Source organism: Paenibacillus sp. CF384 (assembly GCF_900106745.1).
GTDB lineage: Bacteria > Bacillota > Bacilli > Paenibacillales > Paenibacillaceae > Paenibacillus_Z.
The window spans coordinates 1-19,785 of the sequence record NZ_FNNV01000039.1 but is presented as its reverse complement, the minus strand read 5'-3'; the positions used below and the strand labels follow the sequence as shown (position 1 = coordinate 19,785).

Annotated in this window: 9 protein-coding genes; 7 read left to right on the top strand and 2 right to left on the bottom strand. The window is 52.9% G+C overall.

What is annotated here, in order from left to right:
- Positions 1–667: 667 nt before the first annotated feature.
- The 6 genes from BLW29_RS30855 (at position 668) to BLW29_RS30830 (ending at position 11,983) form a co-directional block, all read left to right on the top strand.
- Entirely contained in the window at positions 668–4,387 is a 3,720-nt protein-coding gene (locus BLW29_RS30855) for an S-layer homology domain-containing protein (protein WP_090986934.1), read from the top strand.
- A 114-nt stretch (positions 4,388–4,501) separates the two neighbouring features.
- On the top strand, positions 4,502–6,220 hold the full coding sequence (locus tag BLW29_RS30850) for an extracellular solute-binding protein (protein WP_090986932.1): 1,719 nt from the start codon (positions 4,502–4,504) through the stop codon (positions 6,218–6,220).
- A 108-nt stretch (positions 6,221–6,328) separates the two neighbouring features.
- Complete coding sequence (locus tag BLW29_RS30845) at positions 6,329–7,228, top strand: ABC transporter permease (RefSeq protein ID WP_090986930.1); 900 nt, start codon at positions 6,329–6,331, stop codon at positions 7,226–7,228.
- Between the two features lie 20 nt (positions 7,229–7,248).
- Positions 7,249–8,130, top strand: a complete 882-nt coding sequence (locus BLW29_RS30840) for a carbohydrate ABC transporter permease (protein ID WP_090986928.1) — start codon at positions 7,249–7,251, stop codon at positions 8,128–8,130.
- 32 nt (positions 8,131–8,162) lie between these two features.
- Positions 8,163–9,203, top strand: a complete 1,041-nt coding sequence (locus BLW29_RS30835; RefSeq protein WP_090986927.1) for a glycoside hydrolase family protein — start codon at positions 8,163–8,165, stop codon at positions 9,201–9,203.
- Positions 9,204–9,814: 611 nt separating this feature from the next.
- Complete coding sequence (locus BLW29_RS30830; protein WP_090986925.1) at positions 9,815–11,983, top strand: galactose-binding domain-containing protein; 2,169 nt, start codon at positions 9,815–9,817, stop codon at positions 11,981–11,983.
- Positions 11,984–12,034: 51 nt separating this feature from the next.
- Here BLW29_RS30830 and BLW29_RS30825 read toward each other — a convergent pair whose 3' ends face one another.
- A complete protein-coding gene (locus BLW29_RS30825; protein ID WP_090986923.1) occupies positions 12,035–13,660 on the bottom strand; it encodes a response regulator in 1,626 nt (541 codons plus the stop codon).
- Between the two features lie 4 nt (positions 13,661–13,664).
- Positions 13,665–15,392: a sensor histidine kinase gene (locus tag BLW29_RS30820; protein ID WP_090986921.1), complete on the bottom strand. Its 1,728-nt coding sequence runs from the start codon at positions 15,390–15,392 to the stop codon at positions 13,665–13,667.
- A 256-nt stretch (positions 15,393–15,648) separates the two neighbouring features.
- Between BLW29_RS30820 and BLW29_RS30815 the strand changes: the two genes are divergently transcribed.
- Positions 15,649–18,576, top strand: coding sequence for a carbohydrate-binding protein (locus tag BLW29_RS30815; protein WP_090986919.1), 2,928 nt, complete (start codon positions 15,649–15,651; stop codon positions 18,574–18,576).
- Positions 18,577–19,785: the final 1,209 nt, after the last annotated feature.

The window sequence follows — 19,785 nt, the reverse complement described above, 5'->3', positions numbered from 1 at the left end:
CGAGCTTGGAAGTTTCGGTGGGGGAGTAGCCTCCCCCACCGAAACTTCTCACACCTCGAGCTTATTCCTACTTACACAAACTTCTTGACGCTACCTCGAATAAGGCCTGTACGATCCGTTAGAATTTTTATGGGGCCATTATCGGTGAAATAAGGCCTGTACGGTTCGTTAGAACTTTTCCGCAGAAAGAATCGCAAAACACACCCCCTCAACAACTGCATTCTAAATTGTAAGGGTTGTGACAGTGGTTATTTTTCATCAAAAGCCCTTGTTCATTCTCTAGCGGTTGCCTGAGAGCTTATTTGGATATTTTCGAACAAGAATCCACTATTTTACCGGAGATAACGTCTCTCACAACCGTTAACGCTGGAAAAGTCGACTTTTCCATAAAATAGCCACGCTGACAACCGTTAAACTTTCTCGGGCAGCCTCCGGCAAAAACGCCGAAAGGAGGAGCAAGTGTACGGGAGCGGATAGCGGGAAATTAGCTCCTTCCTTTACGGGCAGGAGCCTTTGGCATGTTCGCTCGAAATAGTAAAGAATTGTAGATTCGATGTCGGCAACGGATGATATTCGCGAGCCGAGCCCTCCCGTAAGATAAAGTTATCGGCGTTCAGGGCCCTGAATGCCGATTACCTTCTAAGGAGAATGGAGTGGTCTTCACGCAATGAAACGGCAATCCGTACTCATCAAATGGTTCTCTATGGTTGTAACCTTAGGTTTGATCGTAAGCTGCTTTCCCATCCTGCCGGCGGCAGCCGCAGAGGATTCCGCAGCTTCGCTAACGGCATCTTACACGTATCACGGCGACCGTCTGGAAGACGCGAACGATGGCATTGTTTCCTATGACGACGACCCCAAGAGTCGCTGGACTTCCTATGAATCGCTAAACCCGCAGGACTGGGTTCAGTTTGAATACGCAAGTGCCACATCGAAAAACACAGCGGGCATTTATATTTTCGACGATGGCGGAGGCATCAAGGCTCCGAGCGCGTATGACGTCCAATATTGGAATGGAACAGATTGGGCGAACGTCCCGAACGCAACGAAATCGCCGGCTGCCCCTACGGGCAACGAGCTGAATCTGGTTACTTTCGACTCTGTATCCTCGGCGAAATTCCGTGTGCTCTTCACGCATTCCGGCTCGAAGAGCGGCGTGACGGAAATCGCCTTCGTCGATTCGAATACCGAGCCAATCCCCGGTGCGGAAGTATCGCCGCTTGGTAACGCATCGGCATCCTATACGTTCCGTCTGGATCAGGTGAGTCACGTTAACGACGGTGTCGTCTCCTACGAAGCTGCTCCCGCCAATCGCTGGACTTCGTACGAATCTCCGAACGAAACCGATTGGGTGCAGACGAACTTCGGCGCACCGAAGCGCAAGGATGCGGTCGGCATCTACCTCTTCGCCGACGGAGGGGGCATTAAGCCGCCTGCCTCGTATGACGTTCAATTTTTAAATGAGAGTAATGAATGGGTGAGCGCCGCCAATCAAGTGAAAACGCCGGCCGAGCCTGCGGGCAATGCGCTTAATCTGGTTACGTTCACTCCGGTTGAAGCGCAGAAATTCCGAATTCTCTTCACGCACAGCACGGCTAAGACCGGCGTTACCGAAATTCAATATGTCGATTCCGCCACACAGTCGCTGCCGACGGAGCCTTCCGCAGGGACTGCGACCGCTTCTTACTCGAACAACGGCGATGACGCTGGCTTTGTCAGTGACGGCATCATCTCGTTGAATGATTTTCCGCGCAACCGCTGGACGGCATATGGCTCTCCGAATAGTACCGATTGGGTACAGACCGAGTACGAGAGCACACTCTCCAAAAATATGGCCGGCGTCTATATCTACGATGACGGCGGCGGTGTAAAGTCCCCGGCGTCGTTCGATGTTCAATACTTAAGCGGCAGTGAATGGGTGAGCGTTCCCGGACAGGTGCGTACACCTGCCGAACCGGTTGCGGGCTTGAATCTCGTTGCATTCAACACGGTAATTGCGAGCAAGTATCGCGTCGTGTTCACGCACCAAGGTGACGCCAAATCCGGTGCGACCGAAATTTCCTATGTCGACACGAACAAGGAACCGGCACCGACGGCACCTCCTGTTGTGATAGTCGAACCTGCGATTGAAATCATCTCCCCCGCGATCGGTTCGAATGTGTCGGGCAATGTGACCATCGACTTCAAAGCCCCGGAGATGAAGAATGTATGGGCGAGAGTATGGCATCAACCGGATGAAGCCAATCCGGATCCGAACGGCTATGACGCCTGGCTCCAGAACGTTGCACCGGATGCGGAGGGGAACGGCTCAATCCAGATCGATGCCGACACTTTGCCTCATGGCCCGCTGACCGTCATCTTGAATGCTTGGAATTCAGCGGAAGGTGATCCAAACTTCACCAAGTCCACGACGAGCTATTTGCAGCTGTATAACGAAGGCGGAGTCGTGTGGAAGCAAGGACTTCCGGCCGCGCCACCTCAAACAGCAGGCATGCATGTGCTGTTCGAGGATGATTTCACAGGCCTGCTGTCGGTATCCAAGACAGGTGAGGGCACGAGGTATGCATCGTTGAAGCCGGACTGGCCGAACGGCTCGGAATTCGGCGAGGCGATCTTCGCAGATCCGACGGATGCGGTTAATCCGTTTGCCATTCTCGGTGACGATCATTTGCGTATTCGGGTAACGAAGGCTCCGGACGGTTACGCCGATCCGCAAGGCTGGAATCGCAAATATATCGGCGGATTGCTCTCTTCCGTCGGCCTAGATGGAACCGGCATTGCCGCGACGAACGGATACTTCGAGGCGCGAATGCAAATGCCTGCAGGCAAAGGAGCATGGCCGGCATTCTGGTTAATGTCCCAGAACAGTTCAGGTCCGGATCATCTGCCATCGACGGCTGAACTGGATACGGTAGAAGCCTACGGACACGATCCAAGCGGAGCATGTCAAGCCAAGCACTGGTGGTCGGGCAATCCGGAGACGCATCAAACGAATTGTTCGTCCACGAATTTCGCTTACGGCGACAACGCCTCGACGTGGCACACGTATGGCACGCGAATTACCGAGTCGGAAGTCATTTATTACATCGATAACGTCGAGGTATGGAGACATGCGTCCTTCGAGCAAGCCAATACGCCGATGTATTTCATGCTCAATCTGGCACTTGGCGGAGGCTGGCCGATCGATCTGGCGAAATACGGCGATCAAATCGACTTGTACGTGGATTATGTGAGGGTGTTTGAACCGAACGCAGTTGTTCAGCCTCCGGCGTCCGGCCCATCTGCGCCTGCGCCAATTCCGGCAACGAAGGTAGTCGGAGATACAGTAGTAGTCGAACCTAGTGTATCGACGAATGCAACTACGGGAACGACGACGTTGGCCGTGAGCAAGGACGTATGGAAGCAAGCCCAAGACCGTGCAGCAGCCAGCGGTATTCATACGATCGTGCTTGAAGCGCCAGCTTCCAAAGAGGCAGCTCCAACCTACGAGCTCAAACTGCCTGCCGACGCTTTATCGGGCGCTTCGTCGCTAACGATTGCAGTGAAAACGCCGCATGCGTCGGTCGAGCTGCCAGGTGATATGTTGAAGGGCCAGTCCATCGCTTCAACCGAGATTTCCATTCAGATTAGCCGCATCGATGCCGATACTTTGGGTGCAGAGACGAAGCAGCAAATCGGCAAACACCCCGTTATCGAGCTGACCGTCCTAAATGGGGATAAAGTGATCCAGTGGAACAACCCACAGGCTCCGGTCCGAGTCCGTATTCCTTATGTGCCGACAGCGGAGGAATTATTGAATCCCGAGCACATCGTAGTGTGGTACATTGACGGAGCGGGCCAAATCCATGCTGTGCCAAACGGGCGTTACGATGCCGAAGCGAAAGCGGTCGTCTTCACGACAACCCATTTCAGCGCGTATGCAGTCACTTATGTCCACAAGACCTTCGAGGATATCGGCACATCAGCTGCGAAGCAAGCCATCGAAGTGTTAGCTTCCAAAGGCATCATTAAAGGGACATCAGATAACCATTTCAGTCCGGACCTGACGATTTCCCGTGCTGACTTTGTCGTGCTGCTCTCGCGGATTCTGGAATGGAAAGGACAGAAGTCAGGAGACAGCTTCTCCGATGTGTCCACCACGGCCTATTACTCCGATGCCCTGCGCAATGCCAGAGCGTTAGGCATCGTCTTGGGCAGCGGAAATAACCAATTCAATCCGTCCGCCTCCATCACGAAAGTCGAAATGACGACGATCGCGAAGCGCGCATGGGCAGCTTCTAAGCTCGATGCAGCAGCGATCGGCGGCCTGTTCGACCAGCTTGGCAACACGCCGACTCGCGCGGAGACAGCGGAGCTTCTCTACGATCTCTACCGTGCAAGAAGTTGAAATCGGTCGATCCGATGTCAACAACGGACGATAGGCTAGGGAGCAGAGCTGCATTATCATTAAGCACATAAGGAACGATTCCTTAAGACACACATATAATCGGGGAGGCACAGTATGAACAAGAAGCTGCGTAATAGAAGCTTGACTGCATCCGTTGCTCTATTGCTGGCAGTTACGACTGCATGCGGCAGTAATAGCGACAATGCCAATGGCGGGACTAACACTAACACCAAGACCGACACGGCAACAACATCCGAAAACACAGCCACGAACGAATCTGCACCGGCTGAGACGGAAGCGCCGGCGATCGATCCGAACGCCAAATACGATCCGCCGATCGAAGTATCGGCCGTTCGCTACACAGACCCTACTTACAAATTCAAAGACGGCGACACAATCGAGAACAACGTATGGACGAGAGCTTACGAGAGCGATCTCGGCATCAAGATCAAGTACAAATGGATCGTTAACGGCGACCAATACGGCCAGAAAATGAACCTGACGATTACGTCCAACGACTTGCCGGACATCTTCCAAGTCGATTCCGTGCAATTCCGCCAATTGGCAGAAGGTGGCCAGCTTGAGGATTTGACGCAATACGTCGCGGACTACGGTTCCGAATTGACGAAGACGATGATTGACCGCGGAACCAACGCCAAGTCGGCGGCTATGTATGACGGCAAGCTGATGGGCATTCCGCCTGCCGAGGATTATCTGGGCGGAGCGCCGCTGCTTTATGTCCGAACAGATTGGCTCAAGAAGCTCAGCCTGCCTGAACCGAAAACGATGGACGATTTTATCGCGATTGCAGAAGCCTTTACGACAAAAGACCCGGACGGCAACGGCAAGAACGATACGTACGGCCTCGCGGCTTCGAAGGACTTGTTCGGCGGATACCCGGACTTCTCCGGTTTCATGAACGGCTTCCACGCTTATGCGAACATCTGGATCAAGGACAGCTCCGGCAAGCTCGTCAACGGCAGCACGCAACCGGAGATGAAGAATGCCCTCGCGAAGCTGCAAGAGCTGTATAAAGCAGGCTTGATTGACAAAGAATTCGGCGTCAAAGACGGCGGCAAAGCAGCCGAGCTGCAAACGGCCGGCAAAGTGGGTATGAGCTTCGGCGCCATGTGGAATCCGCTGTGGCCGCTGCAAGACGGCGTGAACAAAGATCCGAACGCCGAGTGGGGCGTATTCCCGATTCCTTCCGTGGACGGAACGCCTGCCATGGCGCAATCCAAAGCTGATTTCAATGCCTTCTGGGTCGTCAAGAAAGGCGCCGAGCATCCGGAAGCGATCGTGAAGCTGTTCAACCTCTACAATGAGAAGATCATCGGAGAAACGGCTGAGCCTGCTAAATTCCACAGCGCAGACGGCATCGAATTCTTCAAATACGCGCTGCTGCAAGGCGGCTTCGGAACACCGCAAGGTCTGCTGTCCGTGCATAAGAACGTGGTTACAGCGCTGCAAGCCAATGATGCAGCCAAACTGACGCCGGAAGAGAAGAGCTACTACGACAAGATCGTGCTGTTCAACGGCGGCGACAGAACGAACTGGGCCACGAACAAAGTATTCGGAGCAGGCGGTTCATGGGATGTCATCGGAGCGAATTACGTCGATCAAAGCCTGCTAATGAAGAGTGAGTTCTTCGGTGCTCCAACGCCAGGCATGACGGACAAACAAGCGATTTTGGATAAATTGGTACTGGAGAAGTTTACGAAGATTATCCTAGGCTCACCGATCTCGGATTTCGACCAATTCGTCTCCGACTGGAACAAACTGGGCGGCGAGCAAATTACGCAGGAAGTGAACGATTGGTACGCTAAGAAATAATAAACACCATGAATTATTAGCCATCATAAGTCATACGCGTAATCGGGAGGTCGGGACTTGCTTCCGGCCTCCCTTCCTTATCTTGTGCCGGGAAGGCGGTGTCCGTAGATGTTGAAATCGAAAATGCGCCGACAGCTGCCTTTGCATCTGATGGTGGCCCCCTCGTTCCTGCTGGTGCTGGTGTTTAGTTACGGCCCGATCGCAGGACTCGTTATAGCGTTCCAGAAATTTTCCGTCGTGAAGAGCTTTGCAGGCTCCCCGTTCGTGGGATGGGAGAATTTCGACTACATGTTTAAGCTGCCGGACATTTGGCAGGTCATTGGCAATACGGTCTTCATCGCCGTAATGAAGATTGCAGCAGGGTTAGTTGTGCCGATCGTGGTGTCACTTCTACTGAACGAAGTGCGAAAGCACATGTTTAAGCGTTCGATTCAAACGCTGATCTATCTCCCTCATTTTCTATCGTGGATTATACTTGGCGGCGTGCTCATCGATATTTTGTCGCCGACTTCAGGTATCGTGAATCAGTTTCTCGGCGTGTTCGGCGTTGAACCGATCTTCTTCCTTGGCAATGTGCAATGGTTTCCGGCCGTAGTCGTCATCTCGGACGTGTGGAAGGAGTTTGGCTTCAGCACGATCGTCTACTTGGCTGCGCTTGCGGGTATTAACCCGGCGCTTTACGAGGCAGCCGTTATCGATGGAGCAAACCGCTGGAAGCAGATGGTGCATATTACGCTTCCCGGCATGGCGCCGGTCATCGTGCTTCTTGCGACATTGAGCTTAGGCAACGTGTTGAATGCCGGGTTCGATCAAATCTTCAACTTGTACAGTCCGATCGTTTACGAAAGCGGAGACATCATCGACACACTCGTGTACAGGCTCGGTCTTGAGCAAGCCCAATACAGCCTGGCAACGGCGGTAGGGTTGATGAAATCAGGCGTATCGATCGTTTTGATATCCGTGTCCTATTATCTCGCTTATCGCTTGGCCAATTATCGAATCTTCTAAAATAAGGAGCGGAACCCATAATGAAGACGACTTCCGTATCCGGAAAAGTATTTAACGTCTTTAATGCACTCTTTCTCATCCTGCTTGCTTTTCTCTGCTTGTTCCCGCTCGTGAACGTGCTGGCGGTATCGCTCAGTTCGAGCACTGCGGCGAGCTCCGGCGAGGTGTCGCTGTGGCCGGTGGACTTTACCTGGCAATCGTACAATTTCGTGCTGCAGAAGCCCGAATTTATGAAGGCCCTCGGCGTCAGCGTAGAGCGGGTGCTGCTCGGCACGGCGCTGAACATGCTGCTGACCATTACGCTCGCGTACCCGTTGTCCAAGGAATCATTCGCCTTTAGGGGCAGATTGTTCTATGTCTGGTTCTTCGTCTTGACGATGCTCATCGGCGGCGGAATCGTTCCTTGGTACCTCGTCATTCAGAAGCTTCATTTGCTAGGCACAATGGGCGCGCTTATTCTGCCCGGAGCGGTGAACGTATTTAACGCCGTATTGCTCCTTAATTTCTATCGCGGTTTGCCCAAAGAGCTGGAGGAAGCGGCTTTCGTCGATGGAGCAGGACATTGGACGATTTTATGGAAAGTATATGTACCGCTATCGATGCCGGCAATCGCCACGCTGATCCTGTTCTCCATGGTGGGTCACTGGAACTCTTGGTTCGACGGGCTCATCTTGATGAACTCACCGGACAAATATCCATTGCAAAGCTATTTGCAAACCGTCGTTATTAACCGCGATCTCAGCCTCGTCTCGATGGTGGACGCGGAAGCGCTGGCAGACATCTCGGATCGCACGTTGAAAGGCGCTCAGATTTTCCTGGCTGCCTTGCCGATTATTTGCGTGTATCCGTTCCTGCAGCGATTCTTCATCAAAGGCGTTATCGTAGGCAGCGTGAAAGAGTAGAAGAGTTGAAGACGAGAGGAGCTCCGGAGCGTATGGCAGGTTTGGCGAAAGGTGAATTTGAGCATCTGCGCACCCCGTATAAGCGGGAAGTGCCGGTGCTTCAAGGTTCAGGCGAGGCTGGCACCTATAATGCGATGTCGGTGGATTGTCCGTTTGTTTTCTATCACAACGACAAGTTTTATATGATGCATATCGGCTTTGATGGTCTAGGGTATCGAACGGCGCTCGCTGTGAGTGACAACTTAGTGGAGTGGGAGCACGAAGGCGTCATTCTGGACCGGGGGGAAGATGCCTCGCGCTGGGATTATGTGGGTGCAGCGTACTCCTGGGTACTGCTGGAGAATAATGATGTATACGTGCTGCCTCGCTTGAAGCAGGTCGACGGCAAGTACTGGATGATCTATCATGCCTATCCCGAGTTCGGTTACGAGGCCGGGGGAGCGAAGATGGGGCTGGCATGGTGCGAGAGCGAGAACTTGCTGGATTGGCACCGTCTCGAAGAGCCGATCTTCTCGTATGAGAACGGGGGCAGCTGGGAGCGGGCAGGCTTGTATAAATGCTGCTTCGTCGAATTCGAGGGACGGTATTGGATGTTCTACAATGCCAAGGATCAACCGAATTGGCCATGGACGGAGGAGACGGGGCTGGCGGTGTCGGACGATCTGCTGCACTGGACGAGGTTCCCGGGCGGCGGTGAGCCTGTCATGGGCGTGAAGCCGGGCTCGTTCTACAGCCAATACGTGAGCGATCCCCATATCCGGTTCGACAGTCGGACGGGCAATTGGGTGAACTTTGGTTTCGGGTTCGACGGCAAGCATGCGCAAGGGCTTCTTGCGACATCGAAGGATCTGACGAACTGGGAAATCGTAGAGGAGCCTTGGATTCCGCATGGTGAGCCGGGTGAGGTGGACGAGACGCATGCGCATAAGTCCTCGGTCATCTATTGGAACGGTAGATTCTATCACTTTTACTGCGCATGCAGGCCTGCTAAGCCAGGGGACGCGTCCATTGTAGCGGAAGGTGAAGGGGAATTCCGATGCATTGTGCTTCGGACCAGCTCGCCTTTGGATTAAAGGGAAGCTGAGTTGTGGCAGGACCTGATAGAACCTGTTTAAAAGGAAATGTCTCAAAAGTGTGCCAGGTGGTGGCGACTTTTGGGACGTTTTTTTGTTTTGGCGAAGGAATGCCGATTCGATTAGGGGTGCCAGGGGAGGGCCGTGAGCGGTAACTGTTTCCGCTCTTCTGCCGCGAACTGGCGAAATGAGGGCGAGAGTAGCTCCCAGAGCAACACATGAGCAGAAAGTTGGCGGAATGAGGGCAAGAGTAGCTTCCAGAGCAACACATGAGCAGAAAGTTGGCGGAATGAGGGCAAGAGTAGCTCCCTGAGCAACACATGAGCAGGTAGTTGGCGAAATGAGGGCAAGAGTAGCTCCCAGAGCAACACATGAGCAAATAGTTGGAGAATTACGGGCAAGAGTAGCTTCCAGAGCAACACATGAGTAGATAGTTGGCGAAATGAGGGCGAGAGTAGCACCCAGAGCAACAGATGAGCAAGTAGACCGTGATTCCATTCCAAAAAAGTAGAAATCGGTAGAGCGAAAGTAGCGAACGGCAGATGGCAGCGGCGCGAGGCTTCGCTATAATACATTTGCAGCCCAATATAGCGAAAAGGTAGTGATGATTAATGAAAAAGCAGAGATTAAGGCCCGGGAAAACATTTTTGCCGCTCCTGATTGTAAGCGCTCTCTTGTCCACGCTGTTCTCCGGCATGCAAGCCTTCGCGTATGACACCGGGGCCACGGTCACCGCGTCTTACACGTTCTTCATGGACGCGACGAGTGAGGTGAATGACGGAATTGTGTCTTACGATGATACGCCGGCTAACCGTTGGACGGCATACGAATCACCGAACGCCACGGACTGGTTACAGACAGATTTCGGCTCTGCGGTAACGAGAAGCAGCGCTGAGGTTTATTTGTACGATGATGGAGGCGGCGTTAAGGTACCGAGCTCCTACAAGGTGCAATACTTAAATGGCAGCACATGGACGGACGCTGCAAGCCAAGTGAAATCCCCGGCTTCTCCGACCGGGAACCAAGTCAACACGGTAACCTTCACGTCCGTGTCGGCAAGCAAATTCAGAATCGTCTTCACGCACCAGTCCGGCTCCAAGTCCGGTGTAACCGAAATTGCCTACGGAACGGGTTCTTCCACACCGCCAACTGATCCTCCAACGAATCCGCCATCATCGCCGATAGCCGGAACATCCACGGCATCCTATACGTTCCACATGGATGAAGTAGACGATGTCGATGACGGAACGATCTCGTACGTGAATTCACCGCATAATCGCTGGACCAGCTACCAATCGCCGAATGCAACAGACTGGGTGCAGAAGGATTTGAGCGCAAGCAGCTCCGTATCCCAAGCCGACATTTATATTTACGATGACGGGGGCGGCGTGAAAGCGCCGGCTTCCTATAACGTGCAATATTGGAACGGTACGGCATGGACGAATGCGGCAAGCCAATCGAAGTCACCGGCTGCACCGACTGGCGGTCAGGTCAATACGGTCACCTTTACGGCGGTTACGACTTCCAAGATGAGAATCGTCTTCACGCCGCAAGCCGGCTCGGCTTCCGGCGCGACGGAAATCAAGTATTACGGCACCGGAGGGGGAACGACACCTCCGACGGACCCGCCAACCAACCCTGGAACTTATCCGAATTATCAAGTGAGCGTCGTTTCGCCATCTTATGGCGCTTCGATTAACGGTACGATTACGATTAAGTTCTACGCGCCGGGCATGCAGAACGTATGGGCCAGGTCCTGGCACCAGCCGGACACTGCGCATCCGAACGCGAACGGCTACGATGCCTGGTTCCAGCGGGTAACGCCTGACGCGAACGGTTATGGCGAAGTGACCTTCCCGGCCGCTGACTTTCCTCATGGACCGATCTCGGTCATCTTAAGTGCATGGGATTCGCCTGAAGGCAATCCGAACTATACGCACTCGGACAACTGTTATTTGCAGCTGTATAACGAAGGCGGGGTCACTTGGAAACAAGGCATACCGTCCGCGCCTTCCCAAGCATCAGGCATGAGCGTGCTTTTCCAAGACGATTTCACAGGCACATTGTCGGCATCCCGTACAGGCGCCGGAGCCACATATGCAACATCTAAGCCGGACGCGCCGAACGGCACCGAATTTGGTGAAGCGATATTCGCCGATTACGGCAGCGCGAATGATCCGTTTGCGATCCTCGGAAGCAACTACTTGCGCATTCGAGCTAAGAAAGCACCGGCCGGCACGGTCGATCCGATGGGCTGGAACCGCACCTACACCGGAGGTTTGCTGTCTTCCGTACGAACCAACGGTACCGGCGTCGCTGCAACCTACGGTTACTTCGAGGCTCGCATTCTGATGCCGGCAGGCAAAGGGACATGGCCGGCGTTCTGGCTCATGTCGCAGAACAGCATATCGCAAGGCGTGCCGTCGACGGCGGAGATCGATACGGTCGAAGCCTACGGGCAAGATCCGAACGGCGCTTGCCAGGCGAAGCACTGGTGGGCCGGCAATCCGGAAATGCACGACACGCATTGTTCTTCCTCGAACTTTGCGTTCGGCGACAACGCGTCGACTTGGCATATTTACGGCACCAAAATAACGCCGACCGACACGATCTACTACATCGACAACGTAGAGGTGTGGCGCCATACGACGTTCGACCAAGCCAAAACGCCGATGTACTTCATGCTCAACCTGGCGCTCGGCGGCGGTTGGCCGATCGATCTCGCCAGATATAACAATCAAGTCGATATGTTCGTCGATTATGTCAGGGTGTTCCAATAAACTCCGATAAACAAGAAAGCCGCCGGTGAACGATCACCGGCGGCTTTCCTATTAGGAGGCGCTCTCCCGATATTCGTGAGGCGTCGCATTCATTTCTCGCTTAAAGAACCTGCCGAAGGACGTCGCGGAATCGAACCCAACCTTCAGGGCGATATCCTGGATCTTCAGATTCGAGAACTTGAGCAGATCACAGGACTTGGTCAGCCGAAGTTCGGCGATATATTCGGAGATGCCTTGACCGGTTTGCTGCTTGAACAGACGAGACAAGTAAGTCGGATTCAAGTAGACGGTTTCCGCCAGCCGGACGAGCGACAGGTCTTCGTTCAAGTGGCCGTCGATAAAGGATTTCAGCTTGGCAATCAGCAGGTGAGCACCGGCCTCGCTCTCTTGATTGCGAATGTCGAGCAGGCGGCGGATGATGTCCCGCAAATAATCGAGTGCCTCCTCCCATGAGGAGTGGGCATCCAGCGAAACGAGCTTGGTCAGCCAATCGGATGGAAACTCTTCTGTCCGTGGTTGGTGATTAATGGCGGATAACAGCATGTAGGCGATGCCGTTGTACATTTCGTACAGGAATGGATGATTGCCTGTCAGCTTGCGGGAGAGTGCGGCGAGCTCATCGAAATCGGCGAGCAGCCGATTCTCAAGCGCCATCTCGGAGGATAAGAGCTGCTTTAACCGACTTTGCGCTTTAATGATCGTCTCGCTTGTTTGCGGGCTTCCCGAAGCGAAGTTCCGATTGACGCCATCCGTTAGCAGCATCTCGGTACGCTGGCCGAAGCCGTAGAACAGAATTTGCTTAAGCTCGGCGTATTTCAAGTGAATGTCATCCCAATGGACGGTCTCCGAGCTGGCCACGAACGAGACGGGAAGCTTCAAATATTGTTTGCAGGCGGCTTGTATAGTCTCCAGCTGGCCATGCACGAACCGGATCCATCGCGGACTGAGCGTCTCCCATTGACTATTCGAAACAGGCTGGATAAACGTTACCATCGCGGACGGGTCGAGCATGACGCTGAAAGCTCGGCAGTCTGCCCAGAACTCGCCGGCAATATTTTGCAGCGCGTAATACAGGAGCGTTTTATCCGCATCGGAATGAGAAGAGGCGAATCGATCGACGCGCGAGATCAGAAGCAGCGGCGATACGGATGCGTCCATCGCCATCTGCAGCTCATCCATTCGCTCTTGCTTGGCAGGCGCTAAACCATGGATCAGCTGGCTCACGTAATCTCGCTGCAAGGGGCTAAGCGACTGCTGCAGCTTATGTTTGGCTTGGTCAATCCATTGGTTCATGGAGCTTGCACGCGACAGCTCGTCGATCGCCTTCTGAATGGCAGCTATGATCGCTTCATCGCCGTCCATCTTGAGCACATAATCGACGCTGCCGCTGCGAAAAGCGGTCTGGATATAAGAAAAGTCGTCATAACCGGAGAGGAAGACGATCCTGCAGTCCGGCCATTGCTCTACAATTTTGGCTTGCAGCTCTAGGCCGTTCATTCCGGGCATGCGGATATCGAGCAAAGCGATATCGATCTTCATCATCCCGAGCATCCGCAGAGCTTCTTCGGCCGAATGCACGCCATAGACATCGAGCTCGAACGGTGCCTCTTCTCCCAATAGCTGCTGGAGCCCTCTTACAATAATCGGTTCGTTATCCACGATCAACAATCGGTACATCGCCTTATGCCGCCTCCTTAAATGGAATGATGATGGTCATTCGCAAGCCTCCGAGAGCACCGCGCGCCGCGAGCAGTTCGGCATTCTCGCCGAAGTTCAGCCGAATGCGCAGCTGAACGTTACGCAAGCCTTCGCTCTCGGACTTGTACTCCGCATCGGTCAATAGAGCCACGATATGCGCCAGTTCTTCTTCGTCAAGCGCCCCGTTATCCTCCACCGCGATTTCGGCATGGTCCCCGCAATCCTCGAAAGCGACAGTGACAAGCCCTTCTTCCACTTGGTCCTCTAATCCATGCTGATAGGCGTTCTCGACAAGCGGCTGCAGCAGCAGCTTGGGCACGGCCAGCGAGCTGACGCGTTCCGGGACTTCGCCGAATTCGACGCGGACATGATCGTCGAACCGAATGCCTTGAATGGCCGCATAGGATCGGCAGAATTTGATCTCTTGATCGAGCGGCACGAAGTCGGCGTTCTTGGTAACGTATTTGAAGTATTCGCCCAGATGCTTGGAGAAGGCGACGACTTTATCATTCTCTTGGAGCTTGGCTAGCCGGTGCAGATTGAAGAAGCTATTGTACAAGAAGTGCGGATTAATCTGCGATTGCAGCTGCTTGAGCTCGGCAACCTTGATTTGGTATTGATGGACGTACGCTTCGTTAATGAGATCCTGGAGTCTGGACACGGTGCGGTTGTACTGTACATACAAGTAATTGAATTCGTCTCTCGAACGGTAATTCAGCTGGGCGGAGAGATCGCCTTTCTCCAGTCCTTTGAATGCGCCGACAAGTCGCTTCAGCGGCGTATGGATAAGCTGGTAGAGCCGATAGGAGAACAACAGGATGAGAATCGGCGCGGCAATCGAGATGGCCCATAGCCATATCGCGTATTGTTTAAGCGGACCGATGAAGCTGCTTTCTTCCACGAAAATCGCGAGCGTTAGCCCAAGCTTCGATGACTTCTCGAAGAATCCGTAATACGTGGAGTCTCCATCCTCGATGATTTCGTAGCCGCTCTTCTGCCCGGCTTGCAGTTGTGCGTGAATAAGGGCTTGCAGCTTCTTGCGGTCGGAAGGCACGTTGCCGCTAGTCTCGCTCCAGGATAAACCCTCGTCCATAAGCATAGCGCCGCCATTGCCGTCGATGAGGAAGCCGGACAGTGAATCCTTGATCGCAAGGCTCGATATTTCGAGCGCAATCGTGAACCCGCGGCCGATGGACTGGCTGTTCGGGTAGGGCAGACTCATCCATAGCCGGTTCTGGTAGAGCAGGAAGGGCGATTCGAACGTATCGGCCATTTGGTTTAAAGCGGCTGCTTCCTCGTGGTTCAATTCATTGAAGGATAACGCTGATATTTTACGATCGAGCACGGGGAAGTTGACGAAGGCGTCCTCTACGTAAGGGCTCATATTCTTCAAGATCTGCAGCTTCTTCTGCACATTCCTGACCGCATTCGTATACTGCTCGCTGGTCATGATGATCGAAGAGTAGGCGAGGTTAAAGATGTCATCGTCGAGCGTATATTGCTGCTCCAATGTGACAAGAGGTCCAAAATCATCGTCAAGCGCGTTGATATAATAATTGACCTTGGCTTGCATGGAGCTTGTAATTTCGTTACGCACGAGACGCTCGCTGCGGATATTCATGAGCAGGCTGATGGTAACAAGCGGAATGATGATAACCAGAAAAGTCAGAACGAGCTTGGGGTAGAGGGTGAGCCGGCGCAGAAAGCTCATTCGGAACCTTCTCCTTTGGTGGATTTTCTCTTAAGTATAGCGTGTAAACGCTATCTTACAACGAACATTCCGAAAGAAGTTGAGGATGGTAGAGCGAAAGTAGAGAACGGATGATGACTCGGGACATCGGCTCCAATCCGGCGGTCAGGATTCCTTTATTTTGCCGTATGATTCGTAAGATATTTGGATTGTATGGCTATTCGCGCTGCCTTACATTGAGAGATGTATTCAAATATAAGGTTGGAAGGAGTTCATTATGAAAACGCTAACAACTTGTTTGGCAATATTACTATTTGTATGCAGTTTGTCCTTCGGCAAGAGCTCCAATGCAGACGCTACGGCAAGCTCCGCGAACGAAGTGGTTTACAGCTACGAAGCGGAAGCAGCGGGGAACACGATGACGGGGAATGCATCCGTTGCCGACTGCAGCGTCTGCTCAGGCAGCAAGAAAGTGGGGGGCTTGTACCAAGGAAGCAGCATGCGGTTTACCAATATCGAGGTGCCGGAGGCCGGCTCGTATAACGTTGTGTTCTCCTACATCTCCGGAGATCCGCGAAGCGCGGACATTAGCGCAAATGGCGGCACTTCCCGTCATATTGACTTCGACAAGACGGCAGACTGGAATACGTTAGGCACGTTAACCATTCCGATGACGCTTGTGCAAGGTAGCAACTACATCGACATTTCGGATGGCAGCGGGTATTCGCCTGATTTTGATAAGATCGACATTTATCCGATCGCGCAGGGCTATGAGGCGGAGGCTTCCGGCAACACGTTGACGGGGAATGCGCAAGTATCGAATTGCGGTGCTTGCTCGGGCGGGCAAAAGGTCGGGAATCTCTATCAAGGTGCTTCCTTGCAATTTAATGCGATTAATGTTCCAGCGGCGGGCAGCTACAATCTGACCGTGTATTATATTTCCGGCGATCCGCGTGCTGCCGATGTGAGCACGAACGGGGGGCCGGCGCAAAATATTCTCTTCCAGAGCACGAAGGATTGGAATACCGTAGGTTCGCAGACCATTAGCGTTAACCTGGCAGCCGGAAGCAACACCATTCTGTTCTCGGATGGAGGCGGGTATTCACCGGATATGGACAAAATCGTCGTAACCCCAGTAGATGGCGGGCAAGTGCAGCCTTGCGAGCAGGTGGTCACTGAAACGCCGGCGCTTGGAGCACAAGTCGCCAAGCAGAAGTTCGGGTCGATCAAGATTGCTCAATATGCAGATGCGGTTGTGATCCAAAATGGCGATTATGCCGTTACTTACCGCACGGATAGCGGGATGGCGGATTATGCTTGGAAAGATAAGACGATCGCCAAAGGGGTATACAGCAAGTTTGAAGATAAGGCGAGCAGCTGCTACGACAGCCACAGCTTCTCCATGGCGGATGTGACCATCGTGAAAGACGGCTTCGGCAAAGGCATTAAGGTGAAGTTCGTCAACAGCCAAGACGGAAGTCCGACGTTGAACCAGTGGTACAGCTTCTATGAGGATAAGCCATATTTCTTAACCAGAACAGAAGCGGTATCGGCAGTAGAATTGCAAACGAACTACATGGCTCCGGTCGTAACCAATTCAACCGGCGGCATCGATATCGGCAGCTATACGGATGGACGGGTATTATCCGTTCCTTATGACAACGACATGTGGATTCGTCATCAAGCTGTGCCGATCAACTCAGCAGATACAAGTTATGAGGTGTCTGCGATCTATGATAATGCCAGCCGTAACGGCCTTATCGTAGGTTCGGTGACGCACGATACATGGAAAACGGGCATTCGCTTCACCGGCGAAAATAATCGTTTGAATCAGTTGGAAGTATTCGGCGGCGTTTCGACCGCGAAAACGCATGATTCGGTTGCTCACGGTAGCATTAAGGGAACCGTGCTATCATCGCCTACGGCATTTGTCGGCTTCTATGGCGATTATCGGAAAGGCATGGAAGAGTACGGCAAGGCTAACGCAGTGATTGCACCTCCGCTTGCATTCGGCAAAAAAGTTCCCGAAGGCGTGCCTGTCGGCTGGAACAGCTGGGGTGCTTTTGGGAGCAATCTGACTTATCAGGATGTGCTGGATACGTCCGATTACGTGAAGCAGCATCTGCAGAAGGACGGCTTCAATAATAAGAAGGTTACCTATATCAATCTGGATTCGTACTGGGATAATCTAACGGAAGCGCAGTTAGCTGACGTTGTGGCCAAGGTCCGCAAGAACGGACAGAAAGCCGGCATCTACTGGGGACCGTTCGTCTATTGGGGCGACAATATGGAGCAGCAGGTGGAAGGATCGAGTTATAAGTACGGGGATATCCTCTTGCGCGATGAATCCGGCAACCTGTTACCTAAATTGGACGGCGCCTATGCGGTAGATCCGTCTCACCCAGGAGCTAAGGAGCGGATTACGTATTTCCTTAACCGCTTTAAGAATCTGGGCTTCGAATATATCAAGCTGGATTTCTTGACGCATGGTGCTTTGGAAGGGAAGCATTACGATCCTGCGGTCCAAACCGGAACGCAAGCGTATAACCAAGGTATGGCTTATGTCGACAGCCTTATCGCGGATAAAATGTTTATCAGCGCCTCGATCGCGCCGCTGTTCCCAAGCCAATACGCGCATAGCAGACGGATTGCTACGGACACGTTCGGCAGCATCTCCGACACGGAGTTCCAACTGAACGCGTTGACGTATGGCTGGTGGCAGAACGGAACGATCTATCACTACACTGATCCCGATCATATGGCATTGTCCAGAGCGGGGTCGTTAACCGAGGCTAGAAGCAGAGTCAATTCTGCCGTTATTTCGGGAACGGTGTTTATGGATTCGGATAACGTTCACGATGCGAAAGCGCAAGAATACATGACAGCGCTGCTGACGAATAAGGCCGTGCTTGAAGTCGCTCAGATCGGAAAAGCCTTCCGCCCGGTCGAAGGAAATACCGGTGCTAAAGCTGCAGATGCCTTCGTGCTGAAAGATAAAGGCGATTATTACATCGCACTCTTTAACTACGGCAGCACGCCTGTCGACAGAACCGTCGATCTGGCAAGGGCCGGCTTGGACAGTGGTGCGTCTTATAAGCTGAAGGATCTCTGGACGGGCGCAGTTACCGGCGACGTTCAAGGCTCCCTGCAAGTAACGCTCGAGCCGATGGAATCGAAGCTATTCCGATTGACGCCTAAGAACTAATGGAATTGTTGAATGATAGCGGATATGCCGCTATCAGCGTGCAAACTAACCCGAATTGGTGAACGATAGCGGATATGCCGCTATCAGCATCGTGGAAGCTCCAAATTGGCTCCATTCTCGCATTGGTCTGTTGCTGATAGCGGATATTTCGCTATCAGCGTGCAAACTAACCCGAATTGTTGAACGATAGCGGATATACCGCTATCAGTATCGTCGAAGCCCATATTGGCTCCATTCTCGTATCGGTCTGTTGCTGATAGCGGATATACCGCTATCAGCGTGCAAACTAACCTGAATTGGTGATCGATAGCGGATATACCGCTATCAGTATCGTCGAAGCTCCAAATTGGCTCCATTCTCGTATCGGTATGTTGCTGATAGCGGATATATCGCTATCAGTGTGCAAACTAACCCGAAATGGTGAACGATAGCGGATATACCGCTATCAGTATCGTCGCAGCCCCAAATTGGCTCCATTCTCGTATCGGTCTGTTGCTGATAGCGGATATATCTCTATCAGCGTGCAAACTAACCCGAATTGGTAAACGAAAGCGGATATGCTGCTATCAGCATCGTCGAAGCTCCAAATTGGCTCCATTCTCGTAAAGGTATGCCGCTGATAGCGGATATATCGCTATCAGCGTGCAAACTAGCCCGAATTGGTGACTGATAGAGAATATGCCGCTATCAAGAGTTAGGTTTCGCGACTCTCAGTTTCGTTTTGTGGCGTTTTCGCCGCTGAGAGTCGCTTTTTGCGACTCTCAGCCACCGGCGTGAGCGGGGTCTCGGGTTTGTTGAAGCTGAGAGTCGGATTTCGCGACTCTCAGTTTCTTTTTGTGGCGTTTTCGCCGCTGAGAGTCGCTTTTTGCGACTCTCGGCCACCGGCGTGAGCGGGGTCTCGGGTTTGTTGAAACTGAGAGTCGGATTTCGCGACTCTCAGTTTCGTTTTGTGGCGTTTTCGCCGCTGAGAGTCGCTTTTTGCGACTCTCAGCCACAGGCGTGAGCTGGGGTTTGGGTTTAATGATGCTGAGAGTCGGATTTCGCGACTCTCAGTTTCGTTTTGTGGTGTTTTCGCCGCTGAGAGTCGCTTTTTGCGACTCTCAGCCACAGGCGTGGGTAGCGTCAAGAAGTTTGTGTAAGGCAGTAGGGATATCCATCGGGACGATGGATATCTGTCCATTATAAGTTTTGGTAGGGGGAGTTAACTCC